Below are 14621 nucleotides of genomic sequence, written 5' to 3' on the forward strand. Positions count from 1 at the left end.
GGCGGGGAGGCGGAAGGTGCTCTCGGATTCCACAGGGTTTTGGGTCGCCAGCACCAGAAACGGCGCGGGCAGGGGAAACTGCTGGCCGTCGATGGAGATTTGCCGCTCCTCCATGGCCTCCAGCAGGGCGGACTAGGTGCGGGGGATGGCGCGGTTGATTTCGTCAGCCAGCAGCAGATTCGTCATGACCGGCCCCTGACGCAGCTCAAAATCACCGGTTTTCTGGTTAAAGATCTGCATACCGATGATGTCGCTTGGCAGCAGGTCCGGCACGAATTGAATGCGGCCGGAACGGCAGCCCAGCGCCAGAGAAACCGTCTTGACCAGCGTGGTCTTGCCAACGCCGGGCAGGTCGTCCAGCAGGACGTGTCCGTTGGCCAACACCGCCATGATGACCAGGCGGATGCGGTCGGATTTGCCCACGATGATCTTTTCCGTCTCCGTCTGGATGTCGCGGGAGAGCTTGCAGATATCCATGCTTCATACTCCTTTAGAAAAAATGACCGCCTCTCGGCGGTAGGATTCGACAAATATTGTAAGCTTTTTTACTTGAAAAAGCAAGCGCTCCGCCGTTTCTTTAACAGGGGAAGCCTTCCGGATTCGGTAAAAGTTAGAAAACGCGCCGCCGCATCCAGAATCTGGCTGCGGCGGCGCGCTGGTGGGTAATTATTTGTCGAAAGACGGGTTTACATAGTAGACGTTCTTTTCGTTCATCTTGTCCTTTGCCAGTCGAAGCCCCTCGCCGAAGCGCTGGAAGTGGACCACTTCCCGGGCGCGAAGGAATTTGATGACGTCGCTCACATCCGGATCGTCCGAAAGGCGCAGGATGTTGTCGTAGGTAACGCGGGCCTTTTGCTCCGCCGCCAAATCCTCTGTGAGGTCGGCAATGAGATCGCCCTTTACCGCCATGCTGGCAGCACTCCAGGGGAAGCCGGAGGCGGAAGTGGGATACACGCCTGCGGTGCGGTCAACGAAGTAGGTGTCGTACCCGCCTGCGCGAATCTGTTCCTCGGTGAGATCCCGGGTCAGCTGGTGGACGATGGTCCCCACCATTTCCAGATGCCCCAGTTCCTCGGTGCCTGTCGAGGAAGTCTCATGCGCCACCAGTGGTAAAAGCCTTGCAGGACAAGCGTTACATGGTTCCCCAAAGGGTGATTTCCCGACAGTGAAAATTCCGGGTCAGCTGTGTGCGCTGGAGGTTGATCACAGCGTTCGGGGCTGGGACAGGCATTACCATGTGGACGTGCTGGCGGCCCTTCCGATGGGGGTGAGCAGCTGTGAGTGAATTTGTGCAGCAGCTGCCGCCCTCTGCGCTGATGCCCTTCGAGGGGCACCCGTTTCAAGTCCGGGAGGATACAGCATTCGAGGAGCTGACGGAAAGCGTCCGCTCCTACGGCGTCTTGTCACCCCTGCTGGCCCGACCAAAAGGGGAGGGGTACGAGCTATTAAGCGGACATCGACGGCGTCTGGCGGCGCTGAAGCTGGGGTTGGAGACGGTTCCGGTGTTGGTGCGGGAGATGAGTGACGATGAAGCGGTGGTGCTGATGGTGGACAGCAATTTGCAGCGGGAAAATCTGCTTCCCAGTGAGAAGGCCTTTGCGTATAAGATGAAGCTGGATGCCCTGAAGCATCAGGGGAGAGCAACTTCCCGACAACTTGTCGGGAAGTTTGAAAGCGCTGATTTTATTGGAGACAATACCGGCGAAAGCGGTAGAACCATCCAACGCTACATCCGTCTCACCAACCTTGTCAAACCCCTGCTGACCATGGTGGACGAGGGCCGCATTGCCTTCTCTCCAGCTGTGGAGCTATCTTACTTGACACCCGCTGAACAAGCAGAGCTTTGGAGTTTGATTGGGCAGGAGGATGCCACGCCGTCCCTGTCACAGGCCATCCGCATGAAACAGCTCTCCCGCATGGCGAAGCTGACGCCGGAGGTGCTGTTCGCCATCTTGACGGAGGAGAAGCCCAACCAGCGTGAGCAGGTGCGGTTGCGAACCCAACGCCTGCAAAAATACTTCCCCAAGTCTTATTCAGCCCAGCAGATGGAGCAGGCTATTTTGAAGCTCTTAGAGGAGCGCTACCGCAAGACCCACCGGGAGCAGGAGCGGTAGGTTCGTACACTGGCGCTATACGCCGATACCCCTTAAAATAGTGGCAAAAGGGGGACGGGCTATGGACTACCAATTTATCCGGGAATTTTACTACGGCAATCTCACGCTCAATGACCGAGATATGCCCCGCAACTCTGACTTAGGCAAGGCGTGCAACGCCTTCTGCGAGGCCGAGACAACGTTGACCGAAGCACTCACCGGCGCAGAAAATGATGCACTTACAGCGCTGCTCACCGCCCATTCCGAAATCGTGGGCATCTCAGAGCGGGACGGCTTTTGCAGCGGCTTTCGTCTGGGGGCGCTGGCAATGTTGGATATTCTATCTGGAACGGAATAAAGGAGGACGGAAATATGGAATCTTCATTTGAGCAAAACGGCATTCGCTACATATTGGTCGGCGACTATTATTACCCAGATTTGCTGCCGGACCCGGGCGAGGATGCGAAGCAGCGGGACCTGATCGTGCAGCAGATGGCCAAGGCACTGGGCGTCAACGAGGAGCTGAAAGAGCAAGATCCCATGCAATGGGTGGGTCTGATGAACAACCTTCGCAGTGCCGCCCGAGAGTTTTTAAACGAGTGATTTCAACAGACCACCAGCGGAGAGTAGGTAAAATTGCCTGCTCTCCGCTGTTTTTGTTTGGAGGGAACCTATGTGAACTATTTTTATGGCAGCGAAGCGGAACGGTTTGTCTTTTACCGCATTCCAAAAGGGTTAATCACGGAAAAACGTTTTGAATGCTTAAAGTGTGAAGCAAAACTACTTTACGGACTAATGCTGGACAGAATGGCCCTTTCCATAAAAAACAACTGGCTGGATGGGCAGAATCGAGCCTTCATTTACTACACCATTGAGAGCATCACGGAGGACTTGCACTGCGGTCACGGAAAAGCAGGGAAGCTTCTGGCCGAGCTGGAAGCATACGGCTTGCTGCAACGAAAACGTCAGGGGCAGGGGAGACCCGACCGGCTGTATGTCCTCAAATTTTAGTGGTTTTAGACCGCCGATTTTGAATGCCCCAGAAATCCGCTTTTCGGCTTTCTGGACATCCCAAAAGCGGCTGCTAATAAGAACAAGAAGAATGAGACTGAGGGAGTAAGATGATTCACTCAGCCGAAAAAGAATAGGAGACGCATCATGTTTGAACCAAGAAATAGGCAACTCAACATTCGTTTGAATGAAGAAGAGCATCGCAAGCTTACAGAAGCGGCAGCAATGAAGGGTCTGGGCCGTGCCGCCTATCTGCGGATGCTCCTGCTGGAATCCTGGCATCGTCAAGTACTGGAGGAAGCTAAAAGGCTGAAAGGGGACTGATTCCTCTTTCGGCCGGGTAACGGAATATTCGGCACCGCCGAATATTCTGGCAAGCATAGCATTTTGTCACCAAACTGCGGCTTTTAGGGGGTACCCCTAAGACCCCAACTTGAAAAAGGAGTTATATTATGACCCGAACAAAACGCGTTTACGTCTGGCTGACAGATCAGGAATTCGAGTACCTCATGAAAAACGTGAAGAAAAGCGGCCTCTGCCGGGAGACCTACCTGCGGCATCTCATCGAGGGCTACGAGGTAAAAGAAGCACCCACAGCCGAGTGGGTGCAGCTCATCCATCTGCTCTCCGGCATGGCAAATAATTTGAATCAGATTGCAAGGATGTCCCACGCCACCGGCACCGTGGCCGATTGGGGTGCAATTCAACAAATACGAGATGATGTGCGAGACATCTTTGGAAAGGTTAAAAACGTGTAATTTACATACGCCATTTTGGGAGTTTCGTTGACATATACAGTCGATTGCCGTATAATTACTAAAGTTATGCAAAGGTGGAGGTAGACATATGAAGGGAATCGTTCTGGCAGGGGGTAGCGGCACTCGGCTTTACCCGCTGACCATGGTCACCAGCAAGCAGCTCTTACCAATTTATGACAAGCCAATGATCTATTACCCGCTGTCCACACTGATGCTGGCAAGAATTCGTGATATTCTTATTATTTCCACGCCGCAGGATATGCCCAATTTCGAGAAATTACTGGGAGACGGCAGTCGGTACGGCCTACATCTTTCCTACAAGGTACAGCCCTCGCCGGACGGCCTTGCTCAGGCGTTTATTCTGGGAGAAGAATTCGTTGGAAACGACCGCTGCGCCATGGTGCTGGGCGACAACATTTTTTACGGTGCAGGCTTTACCGGTCAGCTGCGCCGTGCCGTGGCACAGGAAACCGGAGCCACGGTGTTCGGCTACTATGTAGAGGATCCGGAGCGCTTTGGCGTGGTTGAATTTGACGTTGAGGGTCGTGCCATCTCCATTGAAGAAAAACCCGCCCAGCCGAAGTCCAACTATGCCGTTACCGGACTGTATTTTTACGACAGTAAGGTGGTGGAACGGGCCAAAGCGCTGAAGCCCTCCGCCCGCGGTGAACTGGAAATTACGGACTTGAACCGCATTTATCTGGAAGAGGGAAGTCTCAATGTGGTGACGCTGGGCCGGGGTTACGCTTGGTTGGACACCGGCACCATGGATTCCATGATGGATGCCTCGGAATTTGTCAAGGTGGCTGAAACGCGTACAGGCATTATGGTAGCAGCGCTGGAGGAAATCGCCTACAACAATGGCTGGATTGATCGGGAGACGCTGCTTGAATCGGCCAAGGCCTACGGCAAATCTCCCTATGGTCAGCACCTCAAGGCGGTTGCAGAGGGAAAGATTCGTTACTGATGATACATACCGCAAATTTAAATAAAGAGGCATTAGACTGATGGATTTTATCAAGACAGCCATTGATGGCGTTTATATCGTAGAGCCAAAGGTGTTCGGCGACCACCGGGGCTTTTTCATGGAGAGCTGGTCGCAGCGTGCCTTTGAAGAAGCGGGGCTTCACTACAATTTTGTTCAGGATAACCATTCTTCCTCCACGGTGAAGGGTACTTTGCGGGGCATTCACTTCCAAAAGGGCGACAAGGCGCAGGCCAAGCTGGTGCGCTGTGCCAGAGGTGCAGTACTGGACGTGGCGGTGGATTTGCGGCCCAATAGCGCAACCTACAAAAAATGGGTGGCTGTGGAGCTTTCCGAAGAAAACAAGCGCCAGCTGCTTATTCCCCGTGGCTTTGGACACGGTTTTGTGACACTAGCAGACGACGTGGAGTTTCTCTACAAGGCTGATAACTACTATGCCCCGGAAGCTGATGGCGGCATCCGCTGGAACGACCCGGAAATTGTCGTGGACTGGGGCATTGAGCGCCCCATTCTCTCGCAGAAAGACGAGACGAACCCGTTTTTGAAGGACGCAGTAACGGGATTTTGAGGAGGAACCGACATGAGGATGCTGATTACCGGCGGCGCCGGATTTATTGGAAGCAACTTTATCTTCCATATGCGCAAGGCACACCCAGACTACGATCTCCTCTGCGTGGACAAACTGACTTATGCGGGCAATCTCGCTACGCTGGAAAGTGTCATGCACGAACCAAAATTCCAGTTTTCCAAGGTAGATATTGCTGACCGCAAAGGGGTATACGACCTGTTTGAAGCGGAGAAGCCGGACGTGGTGGTAAACTTTGCCGCTGAGAGCCACGTAGACCGCTCCATTGAAAACCCCTCCATTTTTCTGGAAACCAATGTCATGGGCACACAGGTGCTGCTGGACGCCTGCCGGAAATATAACGTGGCACGCTACCATCAGGTGTCCACCGACGAGGTCTACGGCGACTTGCCGCTGGACCAGCCCGACCTGTTCTTTACGGAGCAGACTCCGCTACACACGTCCTCGCCCTACTCGGCATCTAAGGCCAGCGCAGATTTGCTGTGCAACGCCTATCAGCGGACATATGGCATGCCCATCACCATCTCCCGCTGCTCCAACAACTATGGGCCCTATCAGTTCCCAGAGAAGCTGATTCCGCTGATGATTGCCAACGCCTTGGCGGACAAGCCGCTACCGGTCTACGGCGAGGGACTGAACGTGCGGGACTGGCTATACGTCGAGGACCACTGCCGGGCCATCGATCTTATTTTGGAGCACGGGGAAGTCGGACAGGTCTACAACATCGGTGGACACAATGAAATGAAAAATATTGACATCGTAAAGCGGATTCTTGCCATTCTGGGCAAGCCGGAGAGCCTAATTACCCACGTGGGTGACCGTAAGGGCCATGATATGCGCTACGCCATTGACCCGGCGTTTATCCATGAGAAGCTGGGCTGGCTGCCGGAGACCAAGTTTGCCGACGGCATCGAAAAGACCGTACAGTGGTACTTGGACAATAAACCCTGGTGGGAGAATATCGTGAACGGAGAGTATCAGAGCTATTATGAGCGGATGTACGCAAATCGGTAAACCGCTGATCTCCATTTTAATGGCGGTTTATGAACCAAATCTGGACTGGCTGCGCATTCAGCTCAAATCGCTCAATGCCCAGACCTATCCGAATCTGCGGCTGTATATCCGGGACGATTGCTCTCCAACGGTGCCGTTTGAGGCAATACAGTCCTGCGTGCAGGACTGTATTGCTGCGTTTCCATGGTCTTTCCAGCGCAACGAGAAGAATCTTGGCTCCAATGGGACATTTGAACAGCTGACGCAAGAAGCAGAAGGAAAACTGTTTGCCTATTGCGATCAGGACGATGAGTGGCTGGCAGATAAGCTCTCCGCGCTGGTATCCGCCATGACGCCCAAAACCACCTTGGCCTACTGTGACCTCTCGGCCATAGACGGAGAAGGGAACACCACCGCAAAAAGCCTGCGGGAGCTTCGGCCCAGGCTGCGGTATGTGCAGGGGAAAGGCCTTTCGGAGACCTATTTCTTCCGCAACTGCTCCGCCGGCTGCACAACCCTCGTGCGGTCGGAAACGGCGAAACGGGCCTTGCCGTTCCCAAAGAACACGGTCTGCGACCAGTGGGTGGCCATGATTGCCGCGCTGGAAGGTAAAATTGAGTTCGTCGATCGTCCTCTGCTCCGCTATCGGATTCACGGCGGAAATCAGACCGGAGTGCTCACCGGCGTCACGGATAAACAGAGTTATTTCAACCGCCGCATTGCCCCTTTGCGGGAGCGTCTGGCGTTTTACAAAAAATACATCCAGCCGTCGTCGGCGCTGGAGGCCTTTGTTTCCGCCCGACTGAATGGGAAGGTGCTTGATCTGATTCGCTATCGGGCGCTATCGCCCATGGAGGCGAAGTTTGAACTGGCCATGCACGTTCTGCCCCGGTCGCTGTTTCGGTGGGTTGTAAGGAAAATTTTAAAATAAAGCAGGAGAAACAGATGAAGATTCTTATCACCGGAGCGACCGGACAGCTTGGATACGATGTGTGCCGGGTGCTCAGCGCCCGGGAAATTGAGTACCGGGGCATTGGTTCCGCCCAACTGGATATTGTCAATGAAAATAAAGTGCACGCCTATCTGGAAAGCTATCGTCCCGATGCCGTGATTCACTGTGCCGCGTATACGGCGGTGGACAAAGCCGAGGACGAGCCGGAACGGTGCTTTGCCGTCAACGAGGGCGGCACGGTAAATCTGGCCCGAGCCTGCCGGGACATCGGCGCAAAGATGCTGTTTCTCTCCACAGATTACGTCTTTCCTGGCGACGGGGAGCGGTTTTACGAAACCGACGATCCCACCGGCCCGCTGAATGTCTATGGTCGTAGCAAGCTGGCTGCCGAACAATCTCTGCGGGAGGTACTGCCGGAGCATTTCATCCTGCGGATTTCGTGGGTGTTCGGCATCAACGGCGGCAACTTTGTGAAAACCATGCTTCGTCTGGCGGAAACCCACGACACGCTGACGGTGGTGGCCGACCAGGTCGGCTCGCCCGCCTATACGGCGGATCTTGCCCCGTTGCTGTGCGACATGATTGCAACAGATAAATACGGCACCTATCATGCCACCAACGAGGGCATTTGCTCCTGGGCCGCGTTCGCAGAGGAAATCTTTCGGCTGGCAGGAAAAGCCGTTACCGTGGTTCCCACCACGACGGATGCTTACGGCGCAAAAGCACTGCGGCCAAAGAACTCACGGCTGAACAAACAGAGTCTGACAGCTGCGGGCTTTGCCCGTCTGCCAGATTGGCAGGATGCGCTGGGACGGTATCTAAGCGAATTAAACTGAGGAAATGGAACAGAACGTATCATGAAACATCTCAATTCCGGTACGAAAAAATTAACCGCCATTCTGGCTGTATATGTGTTGCTGGCCGTTTCGTTTTACGCGCTGGGCGGGCAGCAGCTCCATATCCGGGGCGCAGAGACCGACGATATGGTTACGCCCACCGGTGATGTGGATGAAATCTATGCCAACAGCAAGATTACGCAGCCTTTTTCCATTGATGCCGACCATATTACCGGCGTGACACTGTATACCTCCACCTATGGTCGGCTAAATGACTGCTCTCTGAACGTTTCCATCGAAAGGGCTGGGCAAACGATTGCCAGCGCTACCAAGCCGGCCGGGGAACTGGGAGACAGCGCCGAGACAGTGGTTTCCTTCGCGCAGCCCATAGAGATTACACCCAGTGAACCCCTAACGCTGATCATTTCCTCCCCGGACGGCAGCGGCGGCAACGCCGTCACCGTATACTACGGTAGCAGCATCTCTGTATCCAAGGGCTCCGTGGACAAGGAACTGAATGAAAGTGAACTTGCCAGAGTTGATGGGCAGACGCTCGACGGCATTTTGTGCTTTCAGGTCACTGGGCAGCAGAATTTGCTTTTTGGCAGTATCTACTGGTATGTGGTGGCGGCGCTAGGCGTGGCGCTGGCTGCTTACGGACTGACTTTGGTGCGCAAGATGCGCTCCGGCGCATCTTCACCCACGTTGCGTTTTTTTGCCGCCATCGGGAAATACCGCTTTTTGATGGAGCAGCTGGTAAACCGGGACTTTAAGACCAAATACAAACGCAGCGTGCTGGGTGTCTTGTGGAGCTTTTTAAATCCACTCTTAATGATGTTGGTGCAGTATGTGGTCTTTTCCACTCTGTTTAAGTCCAATATTCCTAACTTTCCGGTATATCTGCTTACGGGCATCGTCTGCTTCAACTTTTTCAATGAGTCCACCAATATGTGCCTCCAGTCCATCTCCGGCAATGCCGGGCTGATTACCAAGGTCTATGTGCCCAAGTATATCTACCCGGTGACACGGGTGCTGTCCAGCTCCATCAACCTGCTGTTGAGCCTGCTTCCGCTGTTTTTGGTGCTGCTCATCACCCGGACTCCGCTGAGCATCCGCGGGGTACTGCTGATTTTCGGCATTCTCTGCCTGGAGGTTTTGGCGCTAGGCGTTGGGTTGATTCTCTGCTCGCTGATGGTCTTTTTCCGGGACACCCAATTTATCTGGGGTGTGCTGATTACTATTTTGAACTTTGCCACCCCTATCTTCTACCCGGAGAGCATCATTCCCGCCCGGTTTATGACGATTTACAAACTCAATCCCCTCTACCATATCGTCCGCTTTTTCCGTATCGTTCTACTGGACGGCGTTTCTCCTGAGCCTAAGGCCTACGGACTGTGCCTGATTGCCGCGCTGGTGCCACTGGCCATCGGCATTGTTGTCTTCAAAAAATCGCAGGACAAGTTTGTCCTGAATATTTAAGGAGGAATACAAATGGAAATGATTCGAGCAGACCATGTATCCATGCGATTCCGCCTGTCCGCAGACCGCATTACCAGCATGAAGGAATATTTGGTTCGGCTGGTTACCGGGCGACTGAAATTTAAGGAATTCGGTGCGCTGAGCGATGTCAGCTTTGCCGTGCAGAAGGGCGAGGTGCTGGGCATCATCGGACACAACGGCGCGGGAAAATCTACGCTGTTAAAGGTGATCTCCGGAATCCTGAAGCCGTCGAACGGCAGCGTCACAGTTCACGGCAACATCGTGCCCATGCTGGAGCTTGGCTCGGGCTTCGACTACGACATGACTGGCCGGGAGAATATTTTTCTCAACGGTGCGATTCTGGGTTACAGCAAGGAGTTTTTGACCGCCAAATGTCAGGAGATTATTGATTTTTCCGAGCTAGGCGAGTTCATTGAGGAACCGATCCGCAACTATTCCTCCGGCATGATGATGCGTCTGGCGTTTTCCATCGCCACGGTGGTAGAACCGGAAATTTTGATCGTGGATGAGATTCTAGCGGTAGGCGATGCAGATTTTCAGGCCAAGAGCAAAGCCAGAATGCTGGAGCTGATGGGCGGGGGTACCACGGTTTTGATGGTGTCCCACACCATGTCCCAGATTCGGGAGCTTTGCGACAAGGTGCTCTGGCTGGAGCACGGCACGGTGCAGGGCTACGGGGAAACGGCGGCGCTGTGTGACAAATACGAGGGGAAACTAAATTCCAGCAAAGGAGACGGCAATGGATCAACAGAAAACGAATGAAAACCGGATCTATTCGGATGGTCCAATTGAGGACCGGATTCTTAGTTACCTAAAAAATCAGTCCCATGATACCAATGAAATTATTCGCGATTTACCGGAAGGAGCTGTTTTTCACAACTTTACCAGTGCACGCGCAGGTTTGCTGCAGTGGTATCCCTTTGAAAAAGATGCTACCGTTTTGGAAATTGGCGCAGGTATGGGTGCGTTGACCCCTCAGCTGGCTTCTCAATGCGGGCAGGTCGTTGCCATCGAACCCTCGCTGACTCGTGCGGCGATTGTTCAGGAACGCTGTAAAGATTTTAAAAATGTTTGTGTTTTATCCTGTGATATAAAGACGTATCAGCCACAGACGCTGTTTGACTATGTCCTGCTGATTGGTGTGTTGGAGTATGCCGCAATCTCCGACCATGAGGGGAATCCGTGGTTTTCCATGCTGACGTCTGCTAAAAAGCTGCTAAAACCAACCGGAAAGCTGTTGCTTGCCATTGAAAATCAGTACGGCATGAAGTATTGGTGCGGTGCAGCGGAGGATCACACGGGAATTCCCTTTGATTCCCTAAATGATTATGCGTTTAGCCGTGGAAAAACCCAGCGGTACGAGTCTATGAGCGGCGTGCGTACCTTTCACCAGCAGGAGTTACGGGAGCTGTTACATCAGGCTGGCTTTCCGCAGATTGAAGCCTATTACCCGTTTCCGGACTACAAGTTCCCCACATTAATTCTGCGGGATCACAGTCCTGCCGCCGAAAGCCTTCTCAAAGGGGTGAAGTTTCATTATCCCGAGGAGTCCACGCTGATTGCAAATGAACAGCAGCTGTTTCCCGCAGCTGTTCGTAACGGCTGTCTTGGATTTTTTGCGAACTCTTTTCTGCTGGAAGCTGCTGTTCAGCCGCAGACGACGCAGGATATCACGGCAGTTTCGCTCAAGCGGGATTATCGGGAGGAATACCGGCTGGTCACCATTTTACATCCCGATCGTGTAACACGCCGCGCTGCGTCTCCAAAGAGCGAAGCGCATTTGCGTTCGTTAATAGAGAATACGCGGCTGCTGGAGCAGCGCGGCGTGCCCTGTCTTTCTCAAAGCGAGTGTGCCAATGGGGATACCACTGCGGTGTTTGCGTCAGCACCCTGCGGAGATGAGGTGTTTCGCGCCGCAGTGTTAGATGGTAATCAGTCTTTGTGGGAGGAACTTCTTCGGCAGATAAAGGACGCTCTGGTGAAAAGCGGGGGCGAGATGTGCGACCACGGACGCACTCTGCGGGATGGTTTTCTGGATTTGACACTGCGCAACAGCTTCTGGGTGGAAAACCGGCTGGTGTTTTTTGATCAGGAATGGAAACAGTCAGAGGTTCCTCTAAAATACCTGCTGTATCGTTCGATTCGATATGCACTGCCAGAAAACATTTCCCCGGAGATGGTGCGATCGATCTACCAGACTTGCGACATTTCCGAGGTGGAAGCAGCGGAATACGATGTGCGAGAGGACGAATTCCTGCGCAGCTTGATGGACGAGTGTAACTGCAGTTGGTTTGATCGCACGCAATACCAATCCCGGCTGACCTTGTCAGCAAAGCATACTGCGGAGCTGAAAAATCGGGATGCACATATTGCGCAACTGCTCCAAAGCGAGCGGGATTTAAAAGCCACTATTGCGGAAAAAGACTGTAGACTTGCCGAGCAAACGGCTACAATCGCCGAGCAAACGGCTACAATCGCCGAGCAATCAGCTACAATCGCCGAGCAATCAGCTACAATCGCCGAGCAATCAGCTACAATCGCCGAGCAATCAGCTACAATCGCTGAGCAATCAGCTACATTGGCTAGAGACAAGCAGACCATTCGCAATAGGGATGGTCAGATTCTGCAGCTTTTAGAGCCCGAACGGGAACTCAACCGCATCAAGGCGTCTCGTTCCTGGAGGTTTATGGGATATTTCTGGAAACTGAGGGATGCTTTGATTCCAAAGGGCAGCAAGCGACGGCTTCTGGGAAAGATGCTGGTGAAATTTGTCAAGCATCCGCTGCGCTTTCTGTCCAAATGCACGCCTCACAAGATCTCCAAGTTTTTCAAAACACTACACCGTGAGGGCGTGGAGGATACCTCCCGTCGTCTGGACGACTGTCTGATTGGCAACGCAATTCCTACGCAGGAATTGACTATTCAGGCTGTTCCTGCCGCAGTGCCGGACGCACCGCCCAAGACAACGGCGGACTACGCACCGCTGCACGTTCCCCAGTGGGACAAACCCACGGTCTCCATCGTCATTCCGGTTTACAACCAGTTTGACTTTACCTATGCCTGCGTGAAATCCATTTTGCAAAACAGCGGGGAGATGACCTATGAAATTCTCATCGCGGATGACTGTTCCACAGACGTAACGCGGGAGATTGACCGGGTTATTACCGGATTGCGCACCATTCACAACGAAGAAAATTTGCGTTTCCTGTTAAACTGCAACCATGCGGCTGCGTTCGCCAAGGGCGAGTACATCCTCTTTTTGAACAACGACACCCAAGTGCAGAAAAACTGGCTTGCGCCGCTGGTGTCCCTGATGGAAAAAGACAGCACCATCGGCATGACCGGCAGCAAGCTGGTGTATCCAGACGGACGGCTGCAGGAGGCCGGCGGCATTTTTTGGAAGGACGCCAGCGCCTGGAACTACGGCAACCGCTCCGACCCGGCGGAACCGGAGTACAACTATGTCAAGGACGTGGACTATATTTCCGGTGCCTCCATCTGCATCCGCAAAACGCTGTGGGAGGAAATCGGCGGCTTTGACCAGCGCTTTGTACCCGCCTACTGCGAGGACAGCGACCTTGCCTTCGAGGTGCGTTCCCACGGATACCGCGTGGTCTATCAGCCGCTCTCGGTGGTGGTGCATTTCGAGGGGGTCTCCAACGGAACCGATACCTCCACCGGACAAAAGCAGTATCAGGTCATCAACCAGAAAAAGTTCCATGAGAAGTGGAAGGACGTGCTGGAGCGGGAGCATTTCCCCAACGGCAAAAATGTTTTTCAGGCTCGGGACCGCAGCCGGAATAAAAAGGTTTTGCTGATGGTGGATCACTATGTCCCCCAGTATGACAAGGATGCCGGCAGCCGCACGGTGTTTGCCTATCTGAAGCTGTTCGCTGAGAACGGCTATCAGGTCAAATTTATCGGCGACAACTTCTATCCCCATCAGCCCTACACCCAGACTCTGCAGCAACTGGGTATTGAGGTGCTCTACGGCCCTTATTACGCAAAGAACTGGCAGGACTGGCTGAAGGAAAATGGCGCGTGCATCGGCTATGCGTTTTTAAACCGGCCCCATATTTCCGAGAAGTACATCGACGCCGTACGCAAGTTAACCCCCGCCCGCATTGTTTACTACGGTCATGATCTGCATTTCCTGCGTGAGCAGCGGGAGTATGAGCTGACCGGAGATTCCAAAACTCTGAAATCCTCGGAGGAGTGGAAGGAAAAGGAACTGGATTTGATGCACAGGGCGGACATGTCCTACTATCCCTCCTGCGTGGAGGAGGAAGCCATTCACGGGATTGACCGCTCGATTCAGGTGAAGGCGATTCCGGCCTATCTCTTTGACAATATTCAGGAAATTCCCTACACCGCACAGGGGCGGAAGGATCTGATGTTCATCGGCGGCTTTGGCCATCATCCCAACGTGGACGGGGTGAAATGGCTGGCAGCGGAAATTCTTCCAACGCTCAGCGAGTTGCTGCCTGGCGTACAGGTGCACATTCTTGGCTCTAATCCGCCGTTGGAGATCAAGGCATTGGAGAGCGACGTGCTGCACATTGCCGGTTTCGTTACTGACGAGGAGTTGGCGGAGTATTACAGAACCTGCCGTCTGGTGATTGTCCCGCTGCGCTATGGCGCGGGGATCAAGGGAAAGGTTGTGGAGGCCATGCGCTACGGAATGCCAGTGGTCACAACCTCCATCGGCGCGGAGGGAATCGCCGGTGCGGAAAATATTCTGGACATTGCAGACGCACCGGAGGATTTTGCCAGGGTGACCGCTGCACTTTATAACAACCCTGCATCGCTGATGACGCGCAGCGCACAATCCTATCAGTACATCCGGGAGAATTTCTCTCCGGAGAATGCGAAACAGGTTATCGGACCCGAATTCGATATGAAATAAG

The 14621-nt window shown here is 53.6% G+C and carries 15 protein-coding genes and 1 pseudogene; 14 read left to right on the forward strand and 2 right to left on the reverse strand.

The window, feature by feature from the left end; translation table 11 throughout:
* Positions 1 to 54: 54 nt before the first annotated feature.
* Positions 55 to 477 (reverse strand): annotated as a pseudogene (locus tag PHI30_RS02005) (AAA family ATPase); the annotation flags it as partial.
* Positions 478 to 666: 189 nt separating this feature from the next.
* Positions 667 to 1107 (reverse strand): manganese catalase family protein, encoded by a 441-nt coding sequence (locus PHI30_RS02010; RefSeq protein WP_300023392.1) that lies wholly within the window; start codon positions 1105 to 1107, stop codon positions 667 to 669.
* Positions 1108 to 1277: 170 nt separating this feature from the next.
* On the opposite strand from PHI30_RS02010, the gene PHI30_RS02015 reads away from it, so the two are divergent.
* From PHI30_RS02015 to PHI30_RS02080, 14 genes are all read left to right on the forward strand, one after another.
* Positions 1278 to 2114 (forward strand): ParB/RepB/Spo0J family partition protein, encoded by an 837-nt coding sequence (locus PHI30_RS02015; protein ID WP_300023201.1) that lies wholly within the window; start codon positions 1278 to 1280, stop codon positions 2112 to 2114.
* Between the two features lie 61 nt (positions 2115 to 2175).
* On the forward strand, positions 2176 to 2451 hold the full coding sequence (locus PHI30_RS02020; protein ID WP_300023204.1) for a DUF6809 family protein: 276 nt from the start codon (positions 2176 to 2178) through the stop codon (positions 2449 to 2451).
* 14 nt (positions 2452 to 2465) lie between these two features.
* Complete coding sequence (locus tag PHI30_RS02025; RefSeq protein ID WP_300023207.1) at positions 2466 to 2696, forward strand: TnpV protein; 231 nt, start codon at positions 2466 to 2468, stop codon at positions 2694 to 2696.
* 72 nt (positions 2697 to 2768) lie between these two features.
* On the forward strand, positions 2769 to 3104 hold the full coding sequence (locus PHI30_RS02030) for a replication initiator protein A (protein ID WP_300023209.1): 336 nt from the start codon (positions 2769 to 2771) through the stop codon (positions 3102 to 3104).
* Between the two features lie 147 nt (positions 3105 to 3251).
* Positions 3252 to 3428 carry a hypothetical protein gene (locus tag PHI30_RS02035; protein ID WP_300023212.1) on the forward strand — a complete coding sequence of 59 codons (177 nt, stop codon included), beginning with the start codon at positions 3252 to 3254 and terminating at the stop codon, positions 3426 to 3428.
* Between the two features lie 128 nt (positions 3429 to 3556).
* Positions 3557 to 3862: a plasmid mobilization relaxosome protein MobC gene (mobC, locus tag PHI30_RS02040; protein ID WP_300023215.1), complete on the forward strand. Its 306-nt coding sequence runs from the start codon at positions 3557 to 3559 to the stop codon at positions 3860 to 3862.
* 88 nt (positions 3863 to 3950) lie between these two features.
* Positions 3951 to 4829, forward strand: coding sequence for a glucose-1-phosphate thymidylyltransferase RfbA (rfbA, locus tag PHI30_RS02045; RefSeq protein ID WP_300023218.1), 879 nt, complete (start codon positions 3951 to 3953; stop codon positions 4827 to 4829).
* A gap of 40 nt (positions 4830 to 4869) precedes the next feature.
* Positions 4870 to 5415 (forward strand): dTDP-4-dehydrorhamnose 3,5-epimerase, encoded by a 546-nt coding sequence (gene rfbC / locus PHI30_RS02050; RefSeq protein ID WP_300023221.1) that lies wholly within the window; start codon positions 4870 to 4872, stop codon positions 5413 to 5415.
* Positions 5416 to 5427: 12 nt separating this feature from the next.
* Positions 5428 to 6447 (forward strand): dTDP-glucose 4,6-dehydratase, encoded by a 1020-nt coding sequence (gene rfbB, locus PHI30_RS02055; protein ID WP_300023224.1) that lies wholly within the window; start codon positions 5428 to 5430, stop codon positions 6445 to 6447.
* Entirely contained in the window at positions 6422 to 7357 is a 936-nt protein-coding gene (locus PHI30_RS02060; RefSeq protein WP_300023226.1) for a glycosyltransferase, read from the forward strand. Before rfbB ends, PHI30_RS02060 begins: the two co-directional genes overlap by 26 nt.
* Before the next feature lie 14 nt (positions 7358 to 7371).
* Positions 7372 to 8214 carry a dTDP-4-dehydrorhamnose reductase gene (gene rfbD / locus PHI30_RS02065; RefSeq protein ID WP_300023229.1) on the forward strand — a complete coding sequence of 281 codons (843 nt, stop codon included), beginning with the start codon at positions 7372 to 7374 and terminating at the stop codon, positions 8212 to 8214.
* Positions 8215 to 8235: 21 nt separating this feature from the next.
* Positions 8236 to 9693: an ABC transporter permease gene (locus PHI30_RS02070; RefSeq protein ID WP_300023232.1), complete on the forward strand. Its 1458-nt coding sequence runs from the start codon at positions 8236 to 8238 to the stop codon at positions 9691 to 9693.
* 12 nt (positions 9694 to 9705) lie between these two features.
* Positions 9706 to 10476: an ABC transporter ATP-binding protein gene (locus PHI30_RS02075; RefSeq protein WP_367186318.1), complete on the forward strand. Its 771-nt coding sequence runs from the start codon at positions 9706 to 9708 to the stop codon at positions 10474 to 10476.
* On the forward strand, positions 10454 to 14620 hold the full coding sequence (locus tag PHI30_RS02080) for a glycosyltransferase (protein ID WP_300023235.1): 4167 nt from the start codon (positions 10454 to 10456) through the stop codon (positions 14618 to 14620). The genes PHI30_RS02075 and PHI30_RS02080 overlap by 23 nt, the downstream gene beginning before the upstream one ends.
* The last annotated feature ends 1 nt before the right edge of the window (position 14621 follow it).

Origin of the sequence: Oscillibacter sp., assembly GCF_028693505.1 — a bacterium.
Classification (GTDB): Bacteria; Bacillota; Clostridia; order Oscillospirales; family Oscillospiraceae; genus Oscillibacter.

Excerpts from the sequence above, each read along its gene's own strand:
- PHI30_RS02020 (WP_300023204.1), top strand. The coding sequence starts at position 2,176 with ATGGACTACCAATTTATCCGGGAATTTTACTACGGCAATCTCACGCTC.
- PHI30_RS02025 (WP_300023207.1), top strand. The coding sequence starts at position 2,466 with ATGGAATCTTCATTTGAGCAAAACGGCATTCGCTACATATTGGTCGGC.
- PHI30_RS02035 (WP_300023212.1), top strand. The coding sequence starts at position 3,252 with ATGTTTGAACCAAGAAATAGGCAACTCAACATTCGTTTGAATGAAGAA.
- mobC (WP_300023215.1), top strand. The coding sequence starts at position 3,557 with ATGACCCGAACAAAACGCGTTTACGTCTGGCTGACAGATCAGGAATTC.
- rfbA (WP_300023218.1), top strand. The coding sequence starts at position 3,951 with ATGAAGGGAATCGTTCTGGCAGGGGGTAGCGGCACTCGGCTTTACCCG.
- rfbC (WP_300023221.1), top strand. The coding sequence starts at position 4,870 with ATGGATTTTATCAAGACAGCCATTGATGGCGTTTATATCGTAGAGCCA.
- rfbB (WP_300023224.1), top strand. The coding sequence starts at position 5,428 with ATGAGGATGCTGATTACCGGCGGCGCCGGATTTATTGGAAGCAACTTT.
- PHI30_RS02060 (WP_300023226.1), top strand. The coding sequence starts at position 6,422 with ATGAGCGGATGTACGCAAATCGGTAAACCGCTGATCTCCATTTTAATG.
- rfbD (WP_300023229.1), top strand. The coding sequence starts at position 7,372 with ATGAAGATTCTTATCACCGGAGCGACCGGACAGCTTGGATACGATGTG.
- PHI30_RS02070 (WP_300023232.1), top strand. The coding sequence starts at position 8,236 with ATGAAACATCTCAATTCCGGTACGAAAAAATTAACCGCCATTCTGGCT.
- PHI30_RS02075 (WP_367186318.1), top strand. The coding sequence starts at position 9,706 with ATGGAAATGATTCGAGCAGACCATGTATCCATGCGATTCCGCCTGTCC.
- PHI30_RS02080 (WP_300023235.1), top strand. The coding sequence starts at position 10,454 with ATGGATCAACAGAAAACGAATGAAAACCGGATCTATTCGGATGGTCCA.